16 protein-coding genes are annotated in these 18,211 nt (G+C 73.0%); 10 read left to right on the top strand and 6 right to left on the bottom strand.

Annotation, left to right across the window (positions count from 1 at the left end):
- Positions 1-42: 42 nt before the first annotated feature.
- The gene (locus ABT381_RS02580) at positions 43-636 is read left to right on the top strand and encodes a TetR/AcrR family transcriptional regulator (protein ID WP_351586798.1); all 594 of its coding nucleotides are present in this window, start codon (positions 43-45) and stop codon (positions 634-636) included.
- A 46-nt stretch (positions 637-682) separates the two neighbouring features.
- Here the strand turns inward: ABT381_RS02580 and ABT381_RS02575 are convergent, their stop codons facing one another.
- On the bottom strand, positions 683-1,171 hold the full coding sequence (locus ABT381_RS02575; protein ID WP_031050119.1) for an Lrp/AsnC family transcriptional regulator: 489 nt from the start codon (positions 1,169-1,171) through the stop codon (positions 683-685).
- 233 nt (positions 1,172-1,404) lie between these two features.
- Between ABT381_RS02575 and pdhA the strand changes: the two genes are divergently transcribed.
- The 7 genes from pdhA (at position 1,405) to ABT381_RS02540 (ending at position 10,149) form a co-directional block, all read left to right on the top strand.
- A complete protein-coding gene (gene pdhA, locus ABT381_RS02570; protein ID WP_351586796.1) occupies positions 1,405-2,562 on the top strand; it encodes a pyruvate dehydrogenase (acetyl-transferring) E1 component subunit alpha in 1,158 nt (385 codons plus the stop codon).
- Positions 2,559-3,635 carry an alpha-ketoacid dehydrogenase subunit beta gene (locus ABT381_RS02565; protein ID WP_351586794.1) on the top strand — a complete coding sequence of 359 codons (1,077 nt, stop codon included), beginning with the start codon at positions 2,559-2,561 and terminating at the stop codon, positions 3,633-3,635. Before pdhA ends, ABT381_RS02565 begins: the two co-directional genes overlap by 4 nt.
- Entirely contained in the window at positions 3,635-5,035 is a 1,401-nt protein-coding gene (locus ABT381_RS02560; protein WP_351586792.1) for a dihydrolipoamide acetyltransferase family protein, read from the top strand. The genes ABT381_RS02565 and ABT381_RS02560 overlap by 1 nt, the downstream gene beginning before the upstream one ends.
- A 108-nt stretch (positions 5,036-5,143) precedes the next feature.
- Positions 5,144-6,013: an NTP transferase domain-containing protein gene (locus tag ABT381_RS02555; protein WP_351586790.1), complete on the top strand. Its 870-nt coding sequence runs from the start codon at positions 5,144-5,146 to the stop codon at positions 6,011-6,013.
- Entirely contained in the window at positions 6,013-7,887 is a 1,875-nt protein-coding gene (locus tag ABT381_RS02550) for a molybdopterin molybdotransferase MoeA (RefSeq protein ID WP_351586788.1), read from the top strand. Before ABT381_RS02555 ends, ABT381_RS02550 begins: the two co-directional genes overlap by 1 nt.
- Positions 7,884-9,068: a potassium channel family protein gene (locus ABT381_RS02545; protein WP_351586786.1), complete on the top strand. Its 1,185-nt coding sequence runs from the start codon at positions 7,884-7,886 to the stop codon at positions 9,066-9,068. The genes ABT381_RS02550 and ABT381_RS02545 overlap by 4 nt, the downstream gene beginning before the upstream one ends.
- A 100-nt stretch (positions 9,069-9,168) precedes the next feature.
- Entirely contained in the window at positions 9,169-10,149 is a 981-nt protein-coding gene (locus tag ABT381_RS02540; RefSeq protein WP_351586784.1) for an NAD(P)H-quinone oxidoreductase, read from the top strand.
- A 60-nt stretch (positions 10,150-10,209) separates the two neighbouring features.
- Here the strand turns inward: ABT381_RS02540 and ABT381_RS02535 are convergent, their stop codons facing one another.
- On the bottom strand, positions 10,210-11,067 hold the full coding sequence (locus tag ABT381_RS02535) for a hypothetical protein (protein ID WP_351586782.1): 858 nt from the start codon (positions 11,065-11,067) through the stop codon (positions 10,210-10,212).
- A gap of 203 nt (positions 11,068-11,270) precedes the next feature.
- Here ABT381_RS02535 and ABT381_RS02530 point away from each other — a divergent pair, with 203 nt between their 5' ends.
- Positions 11,271-11,831 carry a bacterial proteasome activator family protein gene (locus ABT381_RS02530; RefSeq protein ID WP_351586780.1) on the top strand — a complete coding sequence of 187 codons (561 nt, stop codon included), beginning with the start codon at positions 11,271-11,273 and terminating at the stop codon, positions 11,829-11,831.
- 123 nt (positions 11,832-11,954) lie between these two features.
- Here the strand turns inward: ABT381_RS02530 and ABT381_RS02525 are convergent, their stop codons facing one another.
- Positions 11,955-13,601, bottom strand: coding sequence for a protein kinase domain-containing protein (locus tag ABT381_RS02525; protein WP_351586778.1), 1,647 nt, complete (start codon positions 13,599-13,601; stop codon positions 11,955-11,957).
- Between the two features lie 451 nt (positions 13,602-14,052).
- Between ABT381_RS02525 and ABT381_RS02520 the strand changes: the two genes are divergently transcribed.
- Positions 14,053-15,600, top strand: a complete 1,548-nt coding sequence (locus tag ABT381_RS02520; RefSeq protein ID WP_351586776.1) for a protein kinase domain-containing protein — start codon at positions 14,053-14,055, stop codon at positions 15,598-15,600.
- 50 nt (positions 15,601-15,650) lie between these two features.
- Here the strand turns inward: ABT381_RS02520 and ABT381_RS02515 are convergent, their stop codons facing one another.
- From ABT381_RS02515 to ABT381_RS02505, 3 genes are all read right to left on the bottom strand, one after another.
- Positions 15,651-16,691, bottom strand: a complete 1,041-nt coding sequence (locus ABT381_RS02515) for a phosphotransferase (RefSeq protein ID WP_351586774.1) — start codon at positions 16,689-16,691, stop codon at positions 15,651-15,653.
- Between the two features lie 57 nt (positions 16,692-16,748).
- Positions 16,749-17,162, bottom strand: a complete 414-nt coding sequence (locus ABT381_RS02510) for a pyridoxamine 5'-phosphate oxidase family protein (RefSeq protein WP_351586772.1) — start codon at positions 17,160-17,162, stop codon at positions 16,749-16,751.
- A 127-nt stretch (positions 17,163-17,289) separates the two neighbouring features.
- Positions 17,290-17,949, bottom strand: a complete 660-nt coding sequence (locus ABT381_RS02505) for a response regulator (RefSeq protein WP_351586771.1) — start codon at positions 17,947-17,949, stop codon at positions 17,290-17,292.
- Between the last annotated feature and the right edge of the window lie 262 nt (positions 17,950-18,211).

The raw sequence follows: 18,211 nt of genomic DNA, 5'->3' as shown, positions 1-18,211 counted from the left end.
CCTGGTCCGCTGTGCGGCCCCGTCCGGAAAGCTGCTGTAATCATGACCATGGCCAAGCGCGACACCTATACGCCCGATTCGCTGCTCGCGGTCGCCGTCGAGGTGTTCAACGAGCGCGGTTACGACGGCACGTCCATGGAGCACCTCTCCAAGGCGGCCGGCATCTCCAAGTCCTCCATTTACCATCACGTGCGCAGCAAGGAAGAGCTGCTGCGGCGGGCGATAAGCAGGGCGCTGGACGGCCTCTTCGGCGTCCTCCAGGAGCCGGGCGCGACCCAGGGGCGGGCGATCGAGCGGCTGGAGTACGTGGCCCGGCGCGAGGTCGAGGTGCTGATCGCGGAGCTGCCGTACGTGACGCTGCTGCTGCGGGTGCGGGGCAACACCGACACCGAGCGGTGGGCCATGGAGCGCCGCCGCGACTTCGACAACGAGGTCGCCGAGCTGCTGAAGGCGGCGGCCGCCGAGGGCGACCTGCGCCCGGACGCCGACATCCGGCTGGCGACGAGGCTGCTCTTCGGCATGATCAACTCGATCGTGGAGTGGTACCGGCCGGGCCGCGGCGGCTCGGCGAGTACCGAGGAAGTGGCCGACGCGGTGGTCCTCACGGCGTTCGCGGGCCTGCGCAACGAAGCCTGAAGCCGGGGCGCCGAACCCGGGGCCCGCACGACACGGGCCGTAAGGCTCACCCCTCCGGTTCGAGGTCGGTCTCCTCGAAGACCAGCAGGGTCCGGGTGCTCAGTACTTCCGGTATCGACTGGATGCGGGTGAGGACGAGCTCCCGCAGCGCCCTGTTGTCCTTCGTGTGGACCAGCAGTAGGACGTCGAAATCCCCGCTGACCAGGGCGATGTGTGCGGCGCCCGGGAGCGCCTGGAGCGCTTCGCGCACCGTGCGCCAGGAGTTCTGCACGATCTTCAGCGTGATGTACGCCGACGCGCCCTGACCCGCCCGCTCCTGGTCCACCCGGGCGCTGAAACCGCGGATGACGCCGTCGTCCAGCAGGCGGTTTATCCGGGCGTACGCGTTGGCCCGCGAGATGTGCACGCGGTCGGCCACGGACCGTATCGACGCCCGGCCGTCGGTCTGCAGCATGCGCAGGATGTCGCGGTCGACGGCGTCCAGTGGGCGGACGGGGTGTCGTCCGGCGGGATTGACCATCTGTTCGTCCGGCATGCCGTCCCGTCTCCCCTTCTTGGACGTCCTGACTCCATTCCAGGCTGTGGAGAACCGATTGTCCACAGGCTCGGCCCGCCTGTAGCCAAAATGTGTCGGCAACCGAACAATCGGTAGGGAGGGGTCCGACCCACCGGCCGGTCCCTCGCACCCGCAGTTTTCCCTTCAGCCGCCCGTAACCACCCCGTACGCGGCGCACAGCGCCACCCCTTCCCACCGAGGAGGTGCCCCTCATGACGGTCCTAGAGCAGCCCGGCAGCAGCAGGCACGGCAGCACCGCGACCGGCGACCGCCCGGCCCCGCCGCCCGCTTGGCGGCCCCGCGTCGACCCCGGGCCCCTCCTGCCCGACGAGGAGCCGTACCGCCTGCTCGGTACGGACGCGGCGCGCGAGCTGGACGACGGCCTGCTGAAGCGGCTGTACGAGCAGCTGGTCAGCGGCCGCCGGTACAACACCCAGGCCACCGCCCTCACCCGTCAGGGCCGGCTCGCCGTCTACCCCTCCTCCACCGGCCAGGAGGCGTGCGAGGTGGCCGCCGCGCTCGTCCTGGAGGAGCGCGACTGGCTCTTCCCCAGTTACCGCGACACCCTCGCCGCCGTCGCCCGCGGCCTGGACCCCGTACAGGCGCTCACCCTGCTGCGCGGCGACTGGCACACGGGGTACGACCCGCGGGAGCACCGCGTGGCGCCGCTGTGCACCCCGCTCGCCACCCAGCTGCCGCACGCGGTGGGCCTCGCGCACGCCGCCCGCCTCAAGGGCGACGACGTCGTCGCGCTCGCCATGGTCGGCGACGGCGGCACGAGCGAGGGCGACTTCCACGAGGCGCTGAACTTCGCGGCCGTATGGCAGGCGCCCGTCGTCTTCCTGGTCCAGAACAACGGCTTCGCGATCTCCGTGCCGCTCGCCAAGCAGACGGCCGCCCCTTCGCTCGCCCACAAGGCGGTGGGGTACGGCATGCCCGGGCGGCTGGTCGACGGGAACGACGCGCCCGCGCTCCACGAAGTGCTCGGCGAGGCGGTGGCGCGAGCGCGCCGCGGCGGCGGCCCCACGCTGGTCGAGGCCGTGACGTACCGCATGGAGGCGCACACCAACGCCGACGACGCCACCCGCTACCGCAGCGACGCCGAGGTCGAGACCTGGCGCGGCCACGACCCGATAGCCCTGCTGGAGCGCGAGCTGGCGGAGCGGGACCTGCTGACGCCCGCGTACGTGAGCGCCACGAAGGACGCGGCGGAGGAGATGGCCGGCGCGCTGCGCGCGCGGATGAACGCGGACCCGGTGCTGGACCCGATGGATCTCTTCGACCACGTCTACGCCGCGCCGACCGGCCAACTGCGCGAGCAGGCGGACCTGTTGCGGGCCGAGATCGCAGCGGAAGGGGAGCACCGATGAGCACCGCAGTCGCCGCCGGAAGCACGACCGCGACCGGGCGCAAGCCGGCCACGATGGCGCAGGCCCTCACCAGAGCGCTGCGCGACGCCATGGCCGAGGACCCCACCGTCCATGTGATGGGCGAGGACGTCGGGCAGCTCGGTGGCGTCTTCCGGATCACCGACGGCCTCGCCAAGGAGTTCGGCGAGGACCGCTGCACGGACACCCCGCTCGCCGAGGCCGGCATCCTCGGCACGGCGGTCGGCATGGCGATGTACGGCCTGCGGCCCGTGGTGGAGATGCAGTTCGACGCATTCGCCTACCCCGCGTTCGAGCAACTCGTCAGCCATGTGGCGCGGATGCGGAACAGGACGCGGGGCGCGCTCCCGATGCCGCTGACGATCCGCATCCCGTACGGCGGCGGGATCGGCGGCGTCGAGCACCACAGCGACTCCTCCGAGGCGTACTACATGGCCACGCCCGGCCTCCAGGTGCTCGCCCCGGCGACCGTCGCCGACGCGTACGGGATGCTGCGGGCGGCGATCGCCTCCGACGACCCGGTGGTCTTCCTGGAGCCCAAGCGGCTGTACTGGTCCAAGGCCGACTGGTCCCCCGACGACCCGGCGCCCGTCGCGCCCATCGGCCGCGCGGAGATCCGCCGCCCCGGGAGCAGCGCCACGCTGCTCACGTACGGGCCGTCGCTGCCGGTGTGCCTGGAGGCGGCCGAGGCGGCCCGCGAGGAGGGCTGGGACCTGGAGGTGCTGGACCTGCGCTCCCTGGTGCCGTTCGACGACGAGACGGTGTGCGCTTCGGTGCGGCGCACGGGGCGCGCGGTCGTCGTCCACGAGTCCACCGGTTTCGGCGGTCCCGGAGGGGAGATCGCCGCCCGGATCACCGAGCGCTGCTTCCACCACCTGGAGGCGCCCGTGCTGCGGGTGGCCGGCTTCGACATCCCGTATCCGCCGCCGATGCTGGAGCGGCACCACCTGCCGGGCGTCGACCGGGTACTGGACGCCGTGGCGCGCCTGCAGTGGGAGTCCGACTGGACCGAGGGCCGTACTGAGGGCGGCGGCACCGAGGGGAGTGGCAGCTGATGGCCGAGGTACGCGAGTTCCCGTTGCCCGACCTGGGCGAGGGGCTGACCGAGGCGACCATCGTGCGCTGGCTGGTCGAGGTGGGCGAGGTCGTCGCCGTCGACCAGCCGGTCGTGGAGGTCGAGACGGCCAAGGCGATGGTCGAGGTGCCGTGCCCGTACGGCGGCGTCGTCACCGCCCGGATGGGCACAGAGGGCGACGAACTGCCGGTCGGCGCCCCGTTGGTGACGGTGGCGGTGGGGGCGTCGCAGGACGCCGGCACCGAGCGCGCCACGGACGGCGAGCCCGCCGGAGAGGCCGAGGGCTCGGGGAACGTACTGGTCGGATACGGCACGAGCGCACCGGCGGGGCGCCGGCGACGCGTACGGCCGACGGGCGCGGCCCGTACGACCGGGGCGGGCGGTCCGACGGGGACGACGGGGACGCCGGTTCCCGAGGCGGCGACGGCCCCGGAGACGGCGGTGGTCCCCGAGACGGCGACGGGCCGGGAGATACCGGAGGGCGTCGGCGGGCCGTCGCCCGTGCCGGTGATCTCGCCGCTGGTGCGGCGGCTGGCGCGGGAGCACGGCGTGGACCTGCGCACGGTGCGGGGGAGCGGTCCGGAGGGGCTGATCCTGCGGTCCGACGTCGAGCACGCGCTGCGCGGCGGAAAGCAGGCCGGGGCCGGAGCGGTGGCCGCTGCCGCCGGGACCGGCGCCGTGGCCCCGGAGGGGGCCGAGCGGGTGCCGCTGAAGGGGATGCGGGGCGCCGCGGCGGAGAAGTTCGCCCGCAGCCGCCGGGAGATCCCGGACGCGACCTGCTGGGTGGACGCGGACGCGACGGAGCTGCTGGCCGTCCGCCGCGCCATGAACGCGGGGGGTGGCGAGAAGGTGTCGCTGCTCGCGCTGCTGGCCCGGATCTGTACGGCGGCCCTCGCGCGGTATCCGGAGCTGAACTCCACCGTCGACACGGCGGCGCGCGAGATCGTCCGGCTGCCGGAGGTGCACCTGGGGTTCGCGGCGCAGACCGACCGCGGCCTGGTCGTGCCGGTCGTGCGGGACGCGCACGCCCGTACGGTCGAGGGGCTCTCCGCCGAGATGGTGCGGCTCACCGAGACCGCCCGTGCGGGCCGGCTCTCGCCCGCCGAGCTGACGCACGGCACGTTCACCCTCAACAACTACGGCGTCTTCGGCGTCGACGGCTCCACGCCGATCATCAACCACCCCGAGGCCGCGATGCTCGGCGTCGGCCGGATAGCCGCCAAGCCCTGGGTGCACGAAGGGGAGTTGGCCGTACGGCAGGTCGTACAGCTCTCGCTCACCTTCGACCACCGGGTGTGCGACGGCGGCACGGCGGGCGGCTTCCTGCGCTTCGTGGCGGACTGCGTGGAACAGCCGGCGATCTTGCTGCGGGGGCTGTGAGCGGCGGGCGCCGCGTACGCGGAGGCACGGGCGGCCTCCCCGGCCGCCGGTGCACGAAGTAACGGTACGGAAGGGTGTTGATCGCCCCGGCGCGGTGATACTCGGAGGGTGACGAGCGACTACGACACCATCGTGCTGGCCGGGGGCGCGGCGCGCCGGCTCGGCGGCGCGGACAAGCCAGCGCTCGCGGTCGGCGGCCGGTCCCTCCTGGACCGGGTGCTCGCCGCCTGCCACGGTGCGGCGCGCACCGTGGTCGTCGGGCCGGAGCGGCCGACCGCGCGCCCCGTGGTGACGGCGCGCGAGGACCCGCCCGGTGCCGGGCCGGTCGCGGCGCTGGACGCGGGCCTGCGGCACACGACGGCCGGCACGGTGCTCGTCCTCTCCGCCGACCTGCCCTTTCTCACGACTGCGACGGTGGACGCGCTGCTGGCGGCGGCACTGCCGGCGGGGGGCGACGGGGCTCTGCTGATCGACGGGGACGGGCGGGATCAGCCGCTCGTGGCGGCGTACCGGGCCGCGGCGCTGCGTCGTTCCCTGGAGACGCTGCGGGCCGCGCGCGGCGGGCTCGACGGGCTGCCCTTGCGGGCCCTGCTCGCCGAATTGACGGTGCGGCGGGTCCGGGACGACACGGCGGCGGCCTCGTTCGACTGCGACACCTGGGAGGCCCTCAGCGCGGCGCGCGCCCGGATCAGGGAGCATGGACACGTGTTGGACGAATGGATCACCGCAGTCAAGGCCGAACTGGGCATCGAACTCGATGTCGACACGGCCGTCCTCCTCGACCTGGCGCGGGACGCGGCACACGGCGTGGCCCGGCCGGCCGCGCCGCTGACGACCTTCCTCGTCGGGTACGCGGCCGCCCAGCAGGGCCTCGACGTGGCGGAGGTCAGCAGGCGCGCGGCGGCGCTGGCGAACCGCTGGGCCGCGGAAGCGGCAGACGTCGCGGAGTCCGGCGAAGCCGGGGAAGCGAAGGAATGATGCCCGGTCTGACCGGAGACCCCGGCGAATTCGACGACGCGCTCGCCATCGCCAACGCGGGGCGGTACGGCCAGGCCGGCGGCGACCGGATCACGGACGCCGCACCCCCAGCAACGGACGCCGCGCCCCGAGCAGCAGACGCCGCGCCCCGAGCAACGGACGCCGCGCCCCGAGCAACGGACGCCGCGCCCCGAGCAACGGACGCCGCGCCCCGGACACCGGACACCCCGCCTCAAGCGGGTGCCGACCCGCAGGGTGCCGCCTCTCAGGACGCCGCCCCCCGGGGAACCCCGTCCCGTACCGGCGAGCGCTCGTCCGAACGCACGTGGATCGACCCGTGGCACGCACCCTGGGGCAACGGCCACCGCGCGGCCCGGTCGGAGGCGGCCGCGGCCGAAGACCCGGCCCCGGGCCCGGGTGATCCCCCGCCGTCGTACTCGCCGGAGCCGCCCCCCGAGCCCACAGCCTCCGAGCCCACAGCCTCCGAGCCCACAGCCTCCGAGCCCGCCGCCCCCCAACCGGTCGCCTCCGCGTCCCGTAAGGGATCACCCTCCTCCCCGACCCCCCGCCCCGGTGCCCACTCGCCCTGGCACGTCGCGCGGGTGGCCGCCGCCGGGGCCGTGGCCGGGCCGCTGGAGGCCGGTGCCGTGCCGCTCGGGACCGAGGCGCTGGGGCGGGTGCTCGCCGGTGCCCTCACGGCGCTCACGGACCTGCCCTCGTTCGACACCTCGGCGATGGACGGCTGGGCCGTCTCCGGCCCCGGCCCCTGGCGCGTCACCGCGCCCCGTACGGTCGCGCCCGCCGCTTCGGCCGGCATCCTCGCCGGTCACGCCCCCGCCCGGCCGCTGCCCGACGGGCACGCGATCCGGATCGCCACCGGGGCGCGGATACCGCCCGGTGCCTCGGCCGTGCTCCGTTCCGAGCACGGCGAGACCGCGGAACAGGCCGACGGCGGCGCGCTGTTGTCCGCACCCGGCGGCGCGCCGCCCGGTCAGGACATCCGGCCGCGCGGCCAGGAGTGCCGCAACGGCGATCAACTGCTGCCGCCCGGCGCGCTCGTGACCCCGGCCGTGCTCGGCCTCGCCGCCGCCGCGGGCTACGACGAGCTGTGGACGTACCGCCGCCCGATGGTGGAAATCCTCGTCCTGGGCGACGAGTTGCTGCACAGCGGGCTGCCGCAGGAGGGGCGCATCCGGGACGCGCTCGGCCCGATGCTCGCGCCCTGGCTGCACGCCCTGGGCGCGGAGACCATCGGTCCGCGCCATCTCGCGGACGACGAGGGAGTGTTGTACGAGGCCATCGCCTCGTCGACGGCGGACGTGGTGATCACGACCGGCGGCACGGCCGCGGGCCCGGTCGACCATGTACACCCCGCGTTGCGGCGCCTCGGAGCCGAACTGCTGGTGGACGGCGTACAAGTACGCCCCGGCCACCCGATGCTCCTCGCCCGGCTCGACCCGACCGACGACAACACCCCCGCCGACCGTCCCGCGCGGCACCTGGTCGGCCTGCCCGGCAATCCGCTCGCCGCCGTCTCGGGGCTGCTGACGCTCGCCGAACCGCTGCTCGGTACGCTCTCGGGCCGTACGCGCTCCGCGCCCCGCCGGGTACGCCTCGCCGACGGCGTGCACGGTCATCCGCACGACACCCGGCTGGTCCCCGTGGCCTGCCGCACGGACGAGAAGGGAGCCGTCGTGGCGCGCCCCCTGCACTTCAACGGCCCGGCCATGCTGCGTGGCATCGCCGCCGCCGACGCGCTGGCCGTGATCCCGCCCGGCGGCGCCGCCGAGGGCGAGCCGGCCGTGCTCCTCGACCTCCCCTGGTCCCCCGCCGCCACGGCCCCGGACACCGGTGCCACTGGAGGCCGCGCGTGAAGCTCCCCATGCAGGACGCCGCGGCACACGAGCGGCTCCCCGAGGACGTCTCGCACCGGGTCCAGCTGCCCCGCCGGGCGCCCGCCGCACCGCTGCGCCAGGTGGTGCGCCGGCTCGTCATGGCGCTGATAGTGCTGGTGCTGACGGTCCTCATCGTCTGGGTGGACCGCGACGAGTACCACGACAACGCCAATGGCTCGGTCGACTTCCTCGACTGCGTCTACTACGCGACCGTCACGCTCTCCACCACCGGGTACGGCGACATCGTCCCGTACGGAGACAGCGCACGGCTGCTGAACATCCTGCTCATCACGCCACTCCGCGTCCTGTTCCTGATCATCCTGGTCGGCACCACCCTCGAGGTCCTCACCGAGCGGACCCGTGAACAGTGGCGGCTGAACCGCTGGAGGACCGCCTTGCGCGACCACACCGTCATCGTCGGCTTCGGTACGAAGGGCCGGTCGGCCGTGCAGACGCTGCGGGCCACGGGCGCGAGCCGGGACCGCATCGTCATCGTGGACCCGAGCCCCAAGGTGATCGACACGGCCGTCGCCGAGGGCTTCGCGGGCGTACTGGGCGACGCCACGCGCAGCGACGTACTGCTGCGCGCCGAGGTGCAGCGCGCCCGCCAGATCATCATCGCTACGCAGCGCGACGACACCGCCGTCCTGGTCTCGCTCACCGCCCGCCAGCTCAACAAGAAGGCCACGATCGTGGCGGCCGTGCGGGAGGAGGAGAACGCGCCGCTGCTGCGGCAGTCCGGCGCCGACTCCGTGATCACCTCCGCGAGCGCGGCGGGCCGGCTGCTGGGCCTGTCGGTGAACAGCCCGAGCGCGAGCACGGTCATGGAGGACCTGATCCAGCAGGGCAGCGGGCTGGACCTGATCGAGCGCCCGGTGGTGAAGGCGGAGGTCGGCAAGTCGGTACGGGACACCGGTGACCTGGTCGTTTCCGTACTGCGCGGCCATCGGCTGCTGGCGTACGACGACCCGGCGGCGAGCCCGCTGCAGCACGCCGACCGGCTGATCACCATCGTCCGCGCGGTGCCGAAGGAGGAGGCGGCGGAGCTGGGCCGCCCGGCCGCGCAGGGACTGCCGGGCTCCGGCGTCCAGCCGATGCGCCGGGCGGACGAGAAGGACCGGGTGATCCGCCGCGCGGACGAACAGGACCTCGGGGACTAGTACCGAGGGCGGGCAGGATCTTCGGGGCGGCATCAGCCCCTCCGGGGACGGAGCGGGTGGTTCTCGTACGTCCGGTACCGAGGCGAGTAGCCTCGCGGCCATGCGTGCGATCACCATTACCGAACCCGGCGGACCCGAGGCCCTGGTGTGGGCCGAGGTGCCCGCGCCGCAACTGTCCGAAGGCGAGGTGCTGGTGCGGGTCGCGGCCAGTGCCGTCAACCGCGCCGATGTGGTGCAGCGTCAGGGCTTCTACGACCCGCCGCCCGGCGCCTCCCCCTACCCCGGCCTGGAGTGCGCCGGCATGATCACCGAGGTCGGCCCGGGCGTGAGCGGCTGGGCGGTCGGCGACGAGGTCTGTGCGCTGCTGGCGGGCGGCGGTTACGCCGAGCAGGTGGCCGTGCCGGCCGGTCAGCTGCTGCCGCTGCCGAAGGGCCTCGACCTCACGGCCGCCGCCGCGCTGCCCGAGGTGGCCTGCACCGTCTGGTCGAACATCTTCATGGTGGCCCACCTGCGGCCCGGCGAGACCCTGCTGGTGCACGGCGGGTCCAGCGGCATCGGCACCATGGCGATCCAGCTGGCCAAGGCGGTCGGGGCGCGGGTCGCGGTGACCGCCGGCAGCGGCGACAAGCTGGAGCGCTGCGCCGAGCTGGGCGCCGACGTGCTCATCAACTACCGCGAGCAGGACTTCGTCGAGGAGATCCGCAAGGCCACCGACGGCCGGGGCGCGGACGTGATCCTGGACATCATCGGCGCGAAGTACCTGGCCGACAACGTCAGGGCGCTGGCCACCAACGGGCGGATGACCGTCATCGGCCTGCAGGGCGGCCGGAAGGCCGAGCTGGACCTGGGAGCGCTGCTGACCAAGCGGGCCGCGGTCGCCGGGACGTCGCTGCGCGGCCGGCCGGTCGAGGAGAAGGCCGCGATCGTCGCCGCCGTACGGGAGCACGTCTGGCCGCTGATCGAGAACGGCCAGGTGCGGCCGATCGTGGACCGCACGCTGCCGATGGCGGAGGCCGCCGAGGCGCACCGCATCGTGGAGCAGAGCAGCCACATCGGCAAGGTCGTCCTGACGGTCGGCTGAGCCGGCAGCCGACCGGCCCTGATGGGCCCTGACGCGCACTGACGCTCCCCTGACGCCCTCTCACCGCCGCCGCAGCCGCAGCCCGATGAACGCCAGCCCCAGCCCCGTGAGCGCCAGCCCGGCGCCGAAGGGGAGGACGCGGGCGACCCGGGCGGCGCGTTCGGTGGGGGTGTAGGGCGGCCGGACGGCGCCGGCGGTCTCGCGGTTCGTCGCGGAGGGCCCGGCGGCCGCCGGCTGGTGCGGCGGCCGCAGCGTCTGCCATGCGTGTGTCCCCCGGCTGTGCGGCGAGAGCGGCGCGTACGGGCGCTCCGAGTGGCCACCGGTGCTCGGCCGGTCGGTCGAACCGGGGTCCTTCAGCGCCGTGCCGGCGCTGTCGGAGGTACCGGAGGCGCGCGGCGGCGTACCCGGCCCGCTCGTCCCGTCGGTACCGGACGGGGTGGCGGCGCCGGTCCGGGACGGCGTCGCCGGCCGGCTGGTCGGCCCGCCGGAGCCGGAGCCGGAGGCCGAGTGGCTGGGGGTGGGCCGTCCGGGTGACGCCGTGGCGGAGTCGCTCGCGTCGGCGGACGGGCTCGGGCCGGCGGCGGTCGAGGACGGCGAGGGGCTGTCGTCCGGTTCCGTCGGGGCCTCCGGGGTCCCTGCGGGCACCGAGGTGTCGGGGTCCTGGGGGCGGTGCCCGGTGGTGCCGGTGTCCGTCTGGTCCTGCACGGACGGCTGCGGCCGGCCGGACGCGCGTTCGGGGAGCCGGTCGTCGGCGGGCAGCCCGTCGGTGGACTGCGGCTGCGGGGGATCCGCCGCGGCCCGCGTGTGCGCCCGTACGGGTGGCTGCGTGGTGGCGGCGGCCGCGGGTACGGCGGTGGGGAGCAGCGTGGTGGCCGTCAGCAGGCCGGCGGCGATGAGTGAGCGGAGTCCTGGAACCACGCCGTGTCCTCCCGTGCCGTGCCGTCGAGTGACGTCATCAGCGTCACATGAGCCCACAATTGCGGCATCTCGGGAAAATTCCCCGATGTACCGTGAAAAGCCCTGAACTGCGGCGAAGTACTGTGACGGGACGCGTCACGAGGGTGGATCACTAGTTCCACGGGGCACAACTGTTCTTACTGCATGTACGAGAGAATGGCGGCATGGATATGCCGATGAACGAACGGTCGCAGGAGAGCCCGCACGTCCTGGTTGTCGGCCCGGACGGAATGGCTCTCGGCAGCGCAGGCTCCGGTGGTGGAGGCGGCGATGAGCCACGCGAGGTTCCGGTGACGGAGATGGTCGAACAGCCCGCGAAGGTCATGCGCATCGGCAGCATGATCAAGCAGTTGCTCGAAGAGGTGAAGTCCGCCCCGCTGGACGAGGCGAGCCGGGTCCGCCTGAAGGAGATCCACGCCGGCTCCGTCAAGGAGCTGGAGGACGGGCTGGCCCCCGAGCTGGTGGAGGAGCTGGAGCGGCTGTCGCTGCCGTTCACCGAGGACTCCGTGCCCACCGAAGCCGAACTGCGCATTGCGCAGGCCCAGTTGGTCGGCTGGCTGGAGGGCCTGTTCCACGGCATCCAGACCGCCCTGTTCGCCCAGCAGATGGCCGCGCGCGCCCAGTTGGAGCAGATGCGCCGCGCCCTCCCGCCCGGCGCGGCGGGTGCCGATGAAGACGACGACCACCCCGGCCGCGGCGGCGCCCGCTCCGGCCCCTACCTCTGACGGTCACCGCCGCCGGAGGGCGGACGGGACGTCGGAAACCTGCACCGAGGGGCCCTGCGCGCACGCCGCGCGAAGGGCCCCTCGGTGCAGGTGTGTCCGGGGCCCGGCCGCAGACCCCGCGTCTCAGCCGGACTTGCCCGTCGAGACCACCAGCTGGATCTTCTGGTCGCCCTTGGGGTCGTAGTCGTCGCTTTCGCCCGGCGTCTGGCGGATGACGGCGTTCTTGCCCCACATGGGTTCGCTGTTCTCGTAGGAGATGTCCCACTGCCAGCCGGCGTCGCGCATGCACGCCTTCACCGAGGAGAGGTTCTTGCTGTAGAAGTTCGGCATCATGACCTTCGACTTGTCGTCGAAGCTCTTGACCGCGTCCGTGCATTCCTTGGGGTCGATGATGCGGTCCTTCTGCTCCGGCTGGACCTTGTCGGCGGCGTCCTCGGTGGCGGAGACGGAGGGCTGGGGGCTGCCGGAGCCGTTCGCCTGCGGGCCGGGGGTGTCGGGGTCGCCGCCGCTGAGGGCGATGACCATGACGACCGCGACGACGGCGATCAGGGCGACCACCGCGGAGCCGATCAGCACCGGCTTGTTGCTCTTGCCGCCGCCGGTCCCCGGCCCGCCGCTCTGCGGCGAGATCGTGTACGGCGGCGGGGTCTGCATGGCGCCGTTGTACGGACCGGGCGCCGGGGTCTGGTAACCGTGGCTGGGCGGCGGCGGGGTGGACGGGCCGAAGCCGCCGAACTGGCCGTTCGCCGGCGGCGGCGTGTACGGCTGCTGCACGTTCGGCGCGCCCGTGGCCGGGTTGCCGGTCGCCGACGGGAAGACCGCGGAGGCCACCGACGCGCCGCTGGTGCGCGGGCCCTGGCCGCCGATGATCACCGGCGAGGAGCCGGACTGCCCGGACTGGGCGATGCGCAGGCACTCGTCCTGCATCGTCTGGGCCGTGGGGAAGCGTTCGTTGGGGTTCTTCTTCAGCGCGCGGGCCACCAGCGCGTCCACCGCCGGCGGCACCGACCGGTTGATGCTGGACGGCACCGGCGGCTCTTCCTGCACGTGCGCGTACGCGATGGCCAGCGGCGAGTCCGCGTCGAAGGGCAGCTGCCCGGTCAGCAGCTCGAAGAGCATGATGCCGACGGAGTACAGGTCGGAGCGGGCGTCCACGCCGCGTCCCAGCGCCTGCTCGGGCGAGAGGTACTGCGGGGTGCCGACGACCATGCCGGTCTGGGTCATGGAGGTGACGCCGGACTGCATGGCGCGCGCGATGCCGAAGTCCATGACCTTCACGACGCCGCGCTTGGTCAGCATGACGTTGCCGGGCTTGATGTCCCGGTGGACCAGGCCCATCTCGTGGCTGGTCTCCAGGGCCGCCAGCACATCGGCGGTGATCTTCAGCGCCTTCTCGGTGGGCATGGCGCCGTACTGCGCGACATCGGCGTCCAGCGCCGAGCGCAGCGGCTGCCCGGAGACGTACTCCATGACGATGTACGGCGTCATGCCGCCGTCCAGCTCGTCCTCGCCGGAGTCGTACACCGAGACGATGTTGGTGTGCGAGAGCTTCGCGACGGCCTGCGCCTCGCGCCGGAAGCGCTCGCGGAACGCCTGCTCGCGGCCGAGTTCGGTGTGCAGCGTCTTGATCGCGACCTCGCGGTCCAGCACGCTGTCGTACGCGAGGTGGACGGAGGCCATGCCGCCGGCGCCGAGAAGATCACGGAGCTGGTAGCGTCCCCGTCCCACCGAACGGCCCGCGCCATGGGCCTGTGCGCCGTCCTGGCTCATGTTTTACGTTTCCCCCTCGGCGCACTGCCCGTCATCCCGTACGCGGCACTGTTCGGGCTGTTCTGTTGCTGGCCGCGGTCCGGTACGGAACCGGCCGGCCAGGATCCGGAATTCCGCAGCCAAGTGTGCCCCAGCGCTCCGACCAGTCAAGCTGCGTGCCCGTTCCGTGACCAGATGGGCAGCATCCCCGCACGGCCGCGTCACCTGACGGGAGCCTGTCAGGCCGACGGCGGCGGGTTGTCGCGAGCGTGTCAGAACCTTGTCACGACTCTGTCAGCGGCCGCCGGGCAAAACGGTCACTCGCAGTGAACTTGCCACATGTGGCCGGTGAACGGTTTGATGGCCGGTCCCCTTACAAAACCGGTGTGCGCCGTGGAGCCTGTAGCGTGCTCTTGCGAAGACCGAGACGTAAAGCCGCGTTGTACGCGGATCGATTCGACGGCGAGGACCGATGGCACAGACGCAGAGCCCCCAGGGCCCGTCCGATCCTGAAGCCACCGGCTCCAATATCCCCGACGCACCGGAGATGTGGGGCAACGGTGGTCTGGTCGGTGACGGGCGCTACCGCCTGACGGGCCGTCTGGGCCGGGGCGGCATGGCGGAGGTGTTCGCCGCCGAGGACGTACGGCTGGGCCGTACGGTCGCGGTGAAGCTGCTGCGTTCCGACCTCGCCGAGGACCCGGTCTCCAAGGCCCGCTTCACCCGCGAGGCACAGTCCGTCGCCGGGCTGAACCACCACGCCGTCGTGGCGGTCTACGACTCGGGCGAGGATCTGGTCGGCGGCAACACCATCCCGTACATCGTGATGGAGCTGGTCGAGGGTCACACCATCCGTGACCTGCTGCTCAACGCCGACGCGCCGCCGCCGGACCAGGCGCTGATCATCGTCTCCGGGGTGCTGGAGGCGCTGGCTTACAGCCACCAGCACGGCATCGTGCACCGCGACATCAAGCCCGCGAACGTCATCATCACCCACGGCGGCGCGGTCAAGGTCATGGACTTCGGCATCGCGCGTGCCCTGCACGGCGCGTCGAACACCATGACCCAGACCGGCATGGTCATGGGCACGCCGCAGTACCTCTCGCCCGAGCAGGCGCTCGGCAAGACCGTCGACACCCGCTCCGACCTGTACGCGACCGGCTGCCTGCTGTACGAACTGCTCGCGCTGCGCCCGCCGTTCGTCGGCGAGACGCCGCTGTCGGTGGTGTACCAGCACGTGCAGGACATGCCGGTACCGCCGTCGCAGGTCCTGGAAGCGGTGCCGCCGGAGCTGGACGGGCTGGTCATGCGCTCGCTGGCGAAGGACCCGGACGACCGGTTCCAGACCGCCGAGGAGATGCGCGGCCTGATCCAGTACGCGCTGCAGATGCTGCACGAGCAGGGCGGCCACACCGGTACGTGGAGCACCGGGGCGGTCGCCGAGCACGAGGGCGGCTCGACGCCTGCGATGGGCGTCGCGTCCACGACGGCGATGTCGCACCCGGGGCACGGCTCCACGACCGCGCAGCCGATCCTCCCGGCCGGGATGCGGGACGACGACGGCGGGTACGAGGGCGGGCCGCGCGGCTCGAAGGGCGGCCGCGGCAAGGTCTGGCTGATCGCGGCGCTCGCGCTGATCGCCATCGTGGCCGGCGTTGCCATCGCGCTGCAGAACACCGGTGGCGACGAGCAGCCGAAGAAGCCGAAGCCCACGCCGACGGCGACGAAGAGCAAGGAAGAGAAGACCACCGAGCCGCCGACGGAGGAGCCGACGACGGAGGCCACGCTGCCCGGCGGCACGGGCGGCAACACCGGTGACTACACCCAGACGCCGACGGAGAGCGGGGAGCCGACGCCGACGGACACCCAGACGGCGACGGACGAGCCGACCGGGGAGCCGACGCAGCCCACCGAGGAGCCGACGGACGAGCCGACGGGGGAGCCGACGCAGCCCACCGAGGAGCCGACCGACGAGCAGTCGCCGATCATCCCGCCCGCGGACGGCGAGAGCGGGCAGTAGGCGCCGCACAAGGCCACTGAGGGCCGCCGGGACTGTGTCCCCGGCGGCCCTCAGCCCGTGAAGGCCCCGCCCGTGAAAGCCCCGCGTACGGCCGCGTACTCGTCCGTCCACCACACCGCGAGCGCGGCCGAGGCGGGGAAGAGGCTGTCGGCGCGCCGGTCGCCCAGCCGGTACCGCCAGTCCAGCATCCAGAAGTCGTTCAGGCGTTCCCACCAGACGCGGTGCACGGCGGCCGCCAGCTCCTCCGGGCCGACGCCCGAGGCGCTCCGGTAGGCCCGCGCGTACGCCGCCACCTTCGCCAGGTCCAGGCTGCCCGACGGCCGTACGAAGAAGATCGCGGCGGCCCGTACCGCCTCCTCGGCGCGCGGCTTGACCGCCAGCCGGTCCCAGTCGACGATCGCGGTCGGCTCGGCGCCCCGGTAGAGCAGGTTCAGCGGGTGGAAGTCGCCGTGCACCCAGCCCGCGGGCGCCGCGCGGGCCGGCCGGTGGTGCGCGTGCGCGGCCAGCAGGGCGCGCCGCTCCAGGAGCCGGTGCTCGGCCAGCGCGTCGAAGCTGTCGTGCGGGCGGGCGTCGCGCGCCAGCGCCAGCAGCTCGTCGATGCCCACGAAGGTCGCTGCGGGGTCGGCGCTCTCCTGGCCGGGCTGTGGCGGTTCGTCGGGCATCACCTGGGCGAGGGACACGTGGACGCGGCCCAGCAGCGTGCCGAGGCGGTGGCACTGGGTGGGGGTGAGGGCCGCGCCGTCCAGGTGCCGGCCCTCGACCCACGGGTGCAGCGCGTAGCAGCGGCCGTCGATGACGGCGACGGTGCGGCCGTCGGCGGCGCGTACGGGCGGCGCCACGGGCAGTCCCATGGCGCCCAGCAGGCGGGTGGCGCGGTGCTGCCGGACCAGGGCGCCGCGGTCGGCGTCGAGGTGGTGCTTGAGGAAGAAGCGGCCGCGCGTGGTGGTCAGCCGGTAGCCGTGGTTGAGCAGGCCCTCGGCGACCGGCTCGCACGTCAGCGGCTCCCCGGCGCCTTCGTAGCGGCGCAGCAGGGAGCCGAGGGTGTGTCCGTCGGGCGCCGTTGCCGTCCGGACCGCAGATGAGCGCAGCACCCGTCAGATGTTAGATCACACGGCCGGGGCCGCTTCGCCGCACCGGTCGGCTATCGGTCAGCCTGAAGCGGCGTACCGGAACACCGGTACATCGGTCAACGTGTGGACCTTCGCGAAGACCGGCTCGATGTGCAGGAACACCGGGTCGAAGGGCTCGCCGTCGGCGAGGGCCGGGGTGCGGCCGAAGGCGTCGCGGTCGGCCGGCTCCGGGTGTACGACGCGGGCCGTGCCGGTGAACTGGACGGCCCAGGTCTCGGGCTCGCCGCCGGCGAGGTTGTCCGCCTGGTACGAGACCACGCTGCCGTCCAGGGCGCGGTGGTAGCCGTAGCCACGGTGCAGGCGCAGCAGGAGCCGGCCCCCGGTCACGAGGTGCCGGGCGATCGTGGTGAAGGGCAGCGCCCGCTGGCTGGCCGAGACCCGGCCGTAGGGCGTACGGCTGAGCAGCTCCAGTGCGCGGAATTCGTCGGGCATGGGAACCAGCCTGCCCGGCGGCGCGGGCGCGGCTGTAGGGGCGGCAGCCCCTGGTTCACCGGGGACGTTGGTCCCAAAATTCGTTACGCCGCAGGTCAGGGCCCTACACAGGTCTCCATAAACGGGGTCAGCGGCCTTCCGCCTGCATTCTGGCGACGTATGCGGCGGCCTGGGAACGGCGTTCCATGCCGAGTTTGGCCAGCAGGCTGGAGACGTAATTCTTGATGGTTTTCTCGGCCAGATGCAGCCGCTCGCCGATGGCGCGGTTGGTCAGTCCCTCGCCGATCAGGTCGAGGATGCGTCGTTCCTGTTCGGTGAGGTTCGCGAGCCGGTCGTCACCCTTGGGGGCATTGCCGTCGCGCAGCCGTTCCAGGACCCGCGCGGTGGCCACGGGGTCCAGCAGGGACTTGCCGGCCGCGACGTCCCGGACGGCCGAGAGCAGTTCGTTCCCGCGGATCGCCTTGAGCACGTAACCGGACGCACCGGCCATGATCGCGTCAAAAAGCGCCTCGTCATCGGCGAAAGACGTGAGCATCAGGCACTTGATGTCCTCGTTCTGCGAGCGGATCTCGCGGCAGACCTCGACGCCGCTGCCGTCCGGCAGCCGGACGTCGAGCACGGCCACGTCGGGATGCGTCGCCGGGATCCTGACCAGGGCATCCGCGGCCGTACCGGCCTCGCCGACCACCTCGATGTCGCTCTCGACCGTGAGCATGTCGTGGACACCGCGCCGGACGACCTCGTGGTCGTCGAGCAGGAATACCGTGATTTTTCCGTCTTCGCGCACGGCTTCAGTCTCACACACCGACCCTTCCCGTGCTCCGGCCCGCCGATATAACGTGCCGTTGTTCCGGCGGCCTGCGACGCTGTGACCAGGAGTTGTTCCCACCCTCCGCGATTTACTTGGAAATCCAAGCAAAATCGCAGGTCAGGGCCGTTTTCGCTTAGGCTCGGGAAATGGGTAACGTGCATGGGCAGGCCACGTCCGGGGCAGTTTTGTTCCACCCGGGCCTGACCGCGTTCGCACACACCCCGTGCGCCGTATCGGA

Source organism: Streptomyces sp. NPDC000151, from assembly GCF_040301705.1.
Classification (GTDB): Bacteria; Actinomycetota; Actinomycetes; order Streptomycetales; family Streptomycetaceae; genus Streptomyces.
Note: the sequence above shows the minus strand (reverse complement) of the source record. Positions and strands in the feature narration are given on the sequence as shown.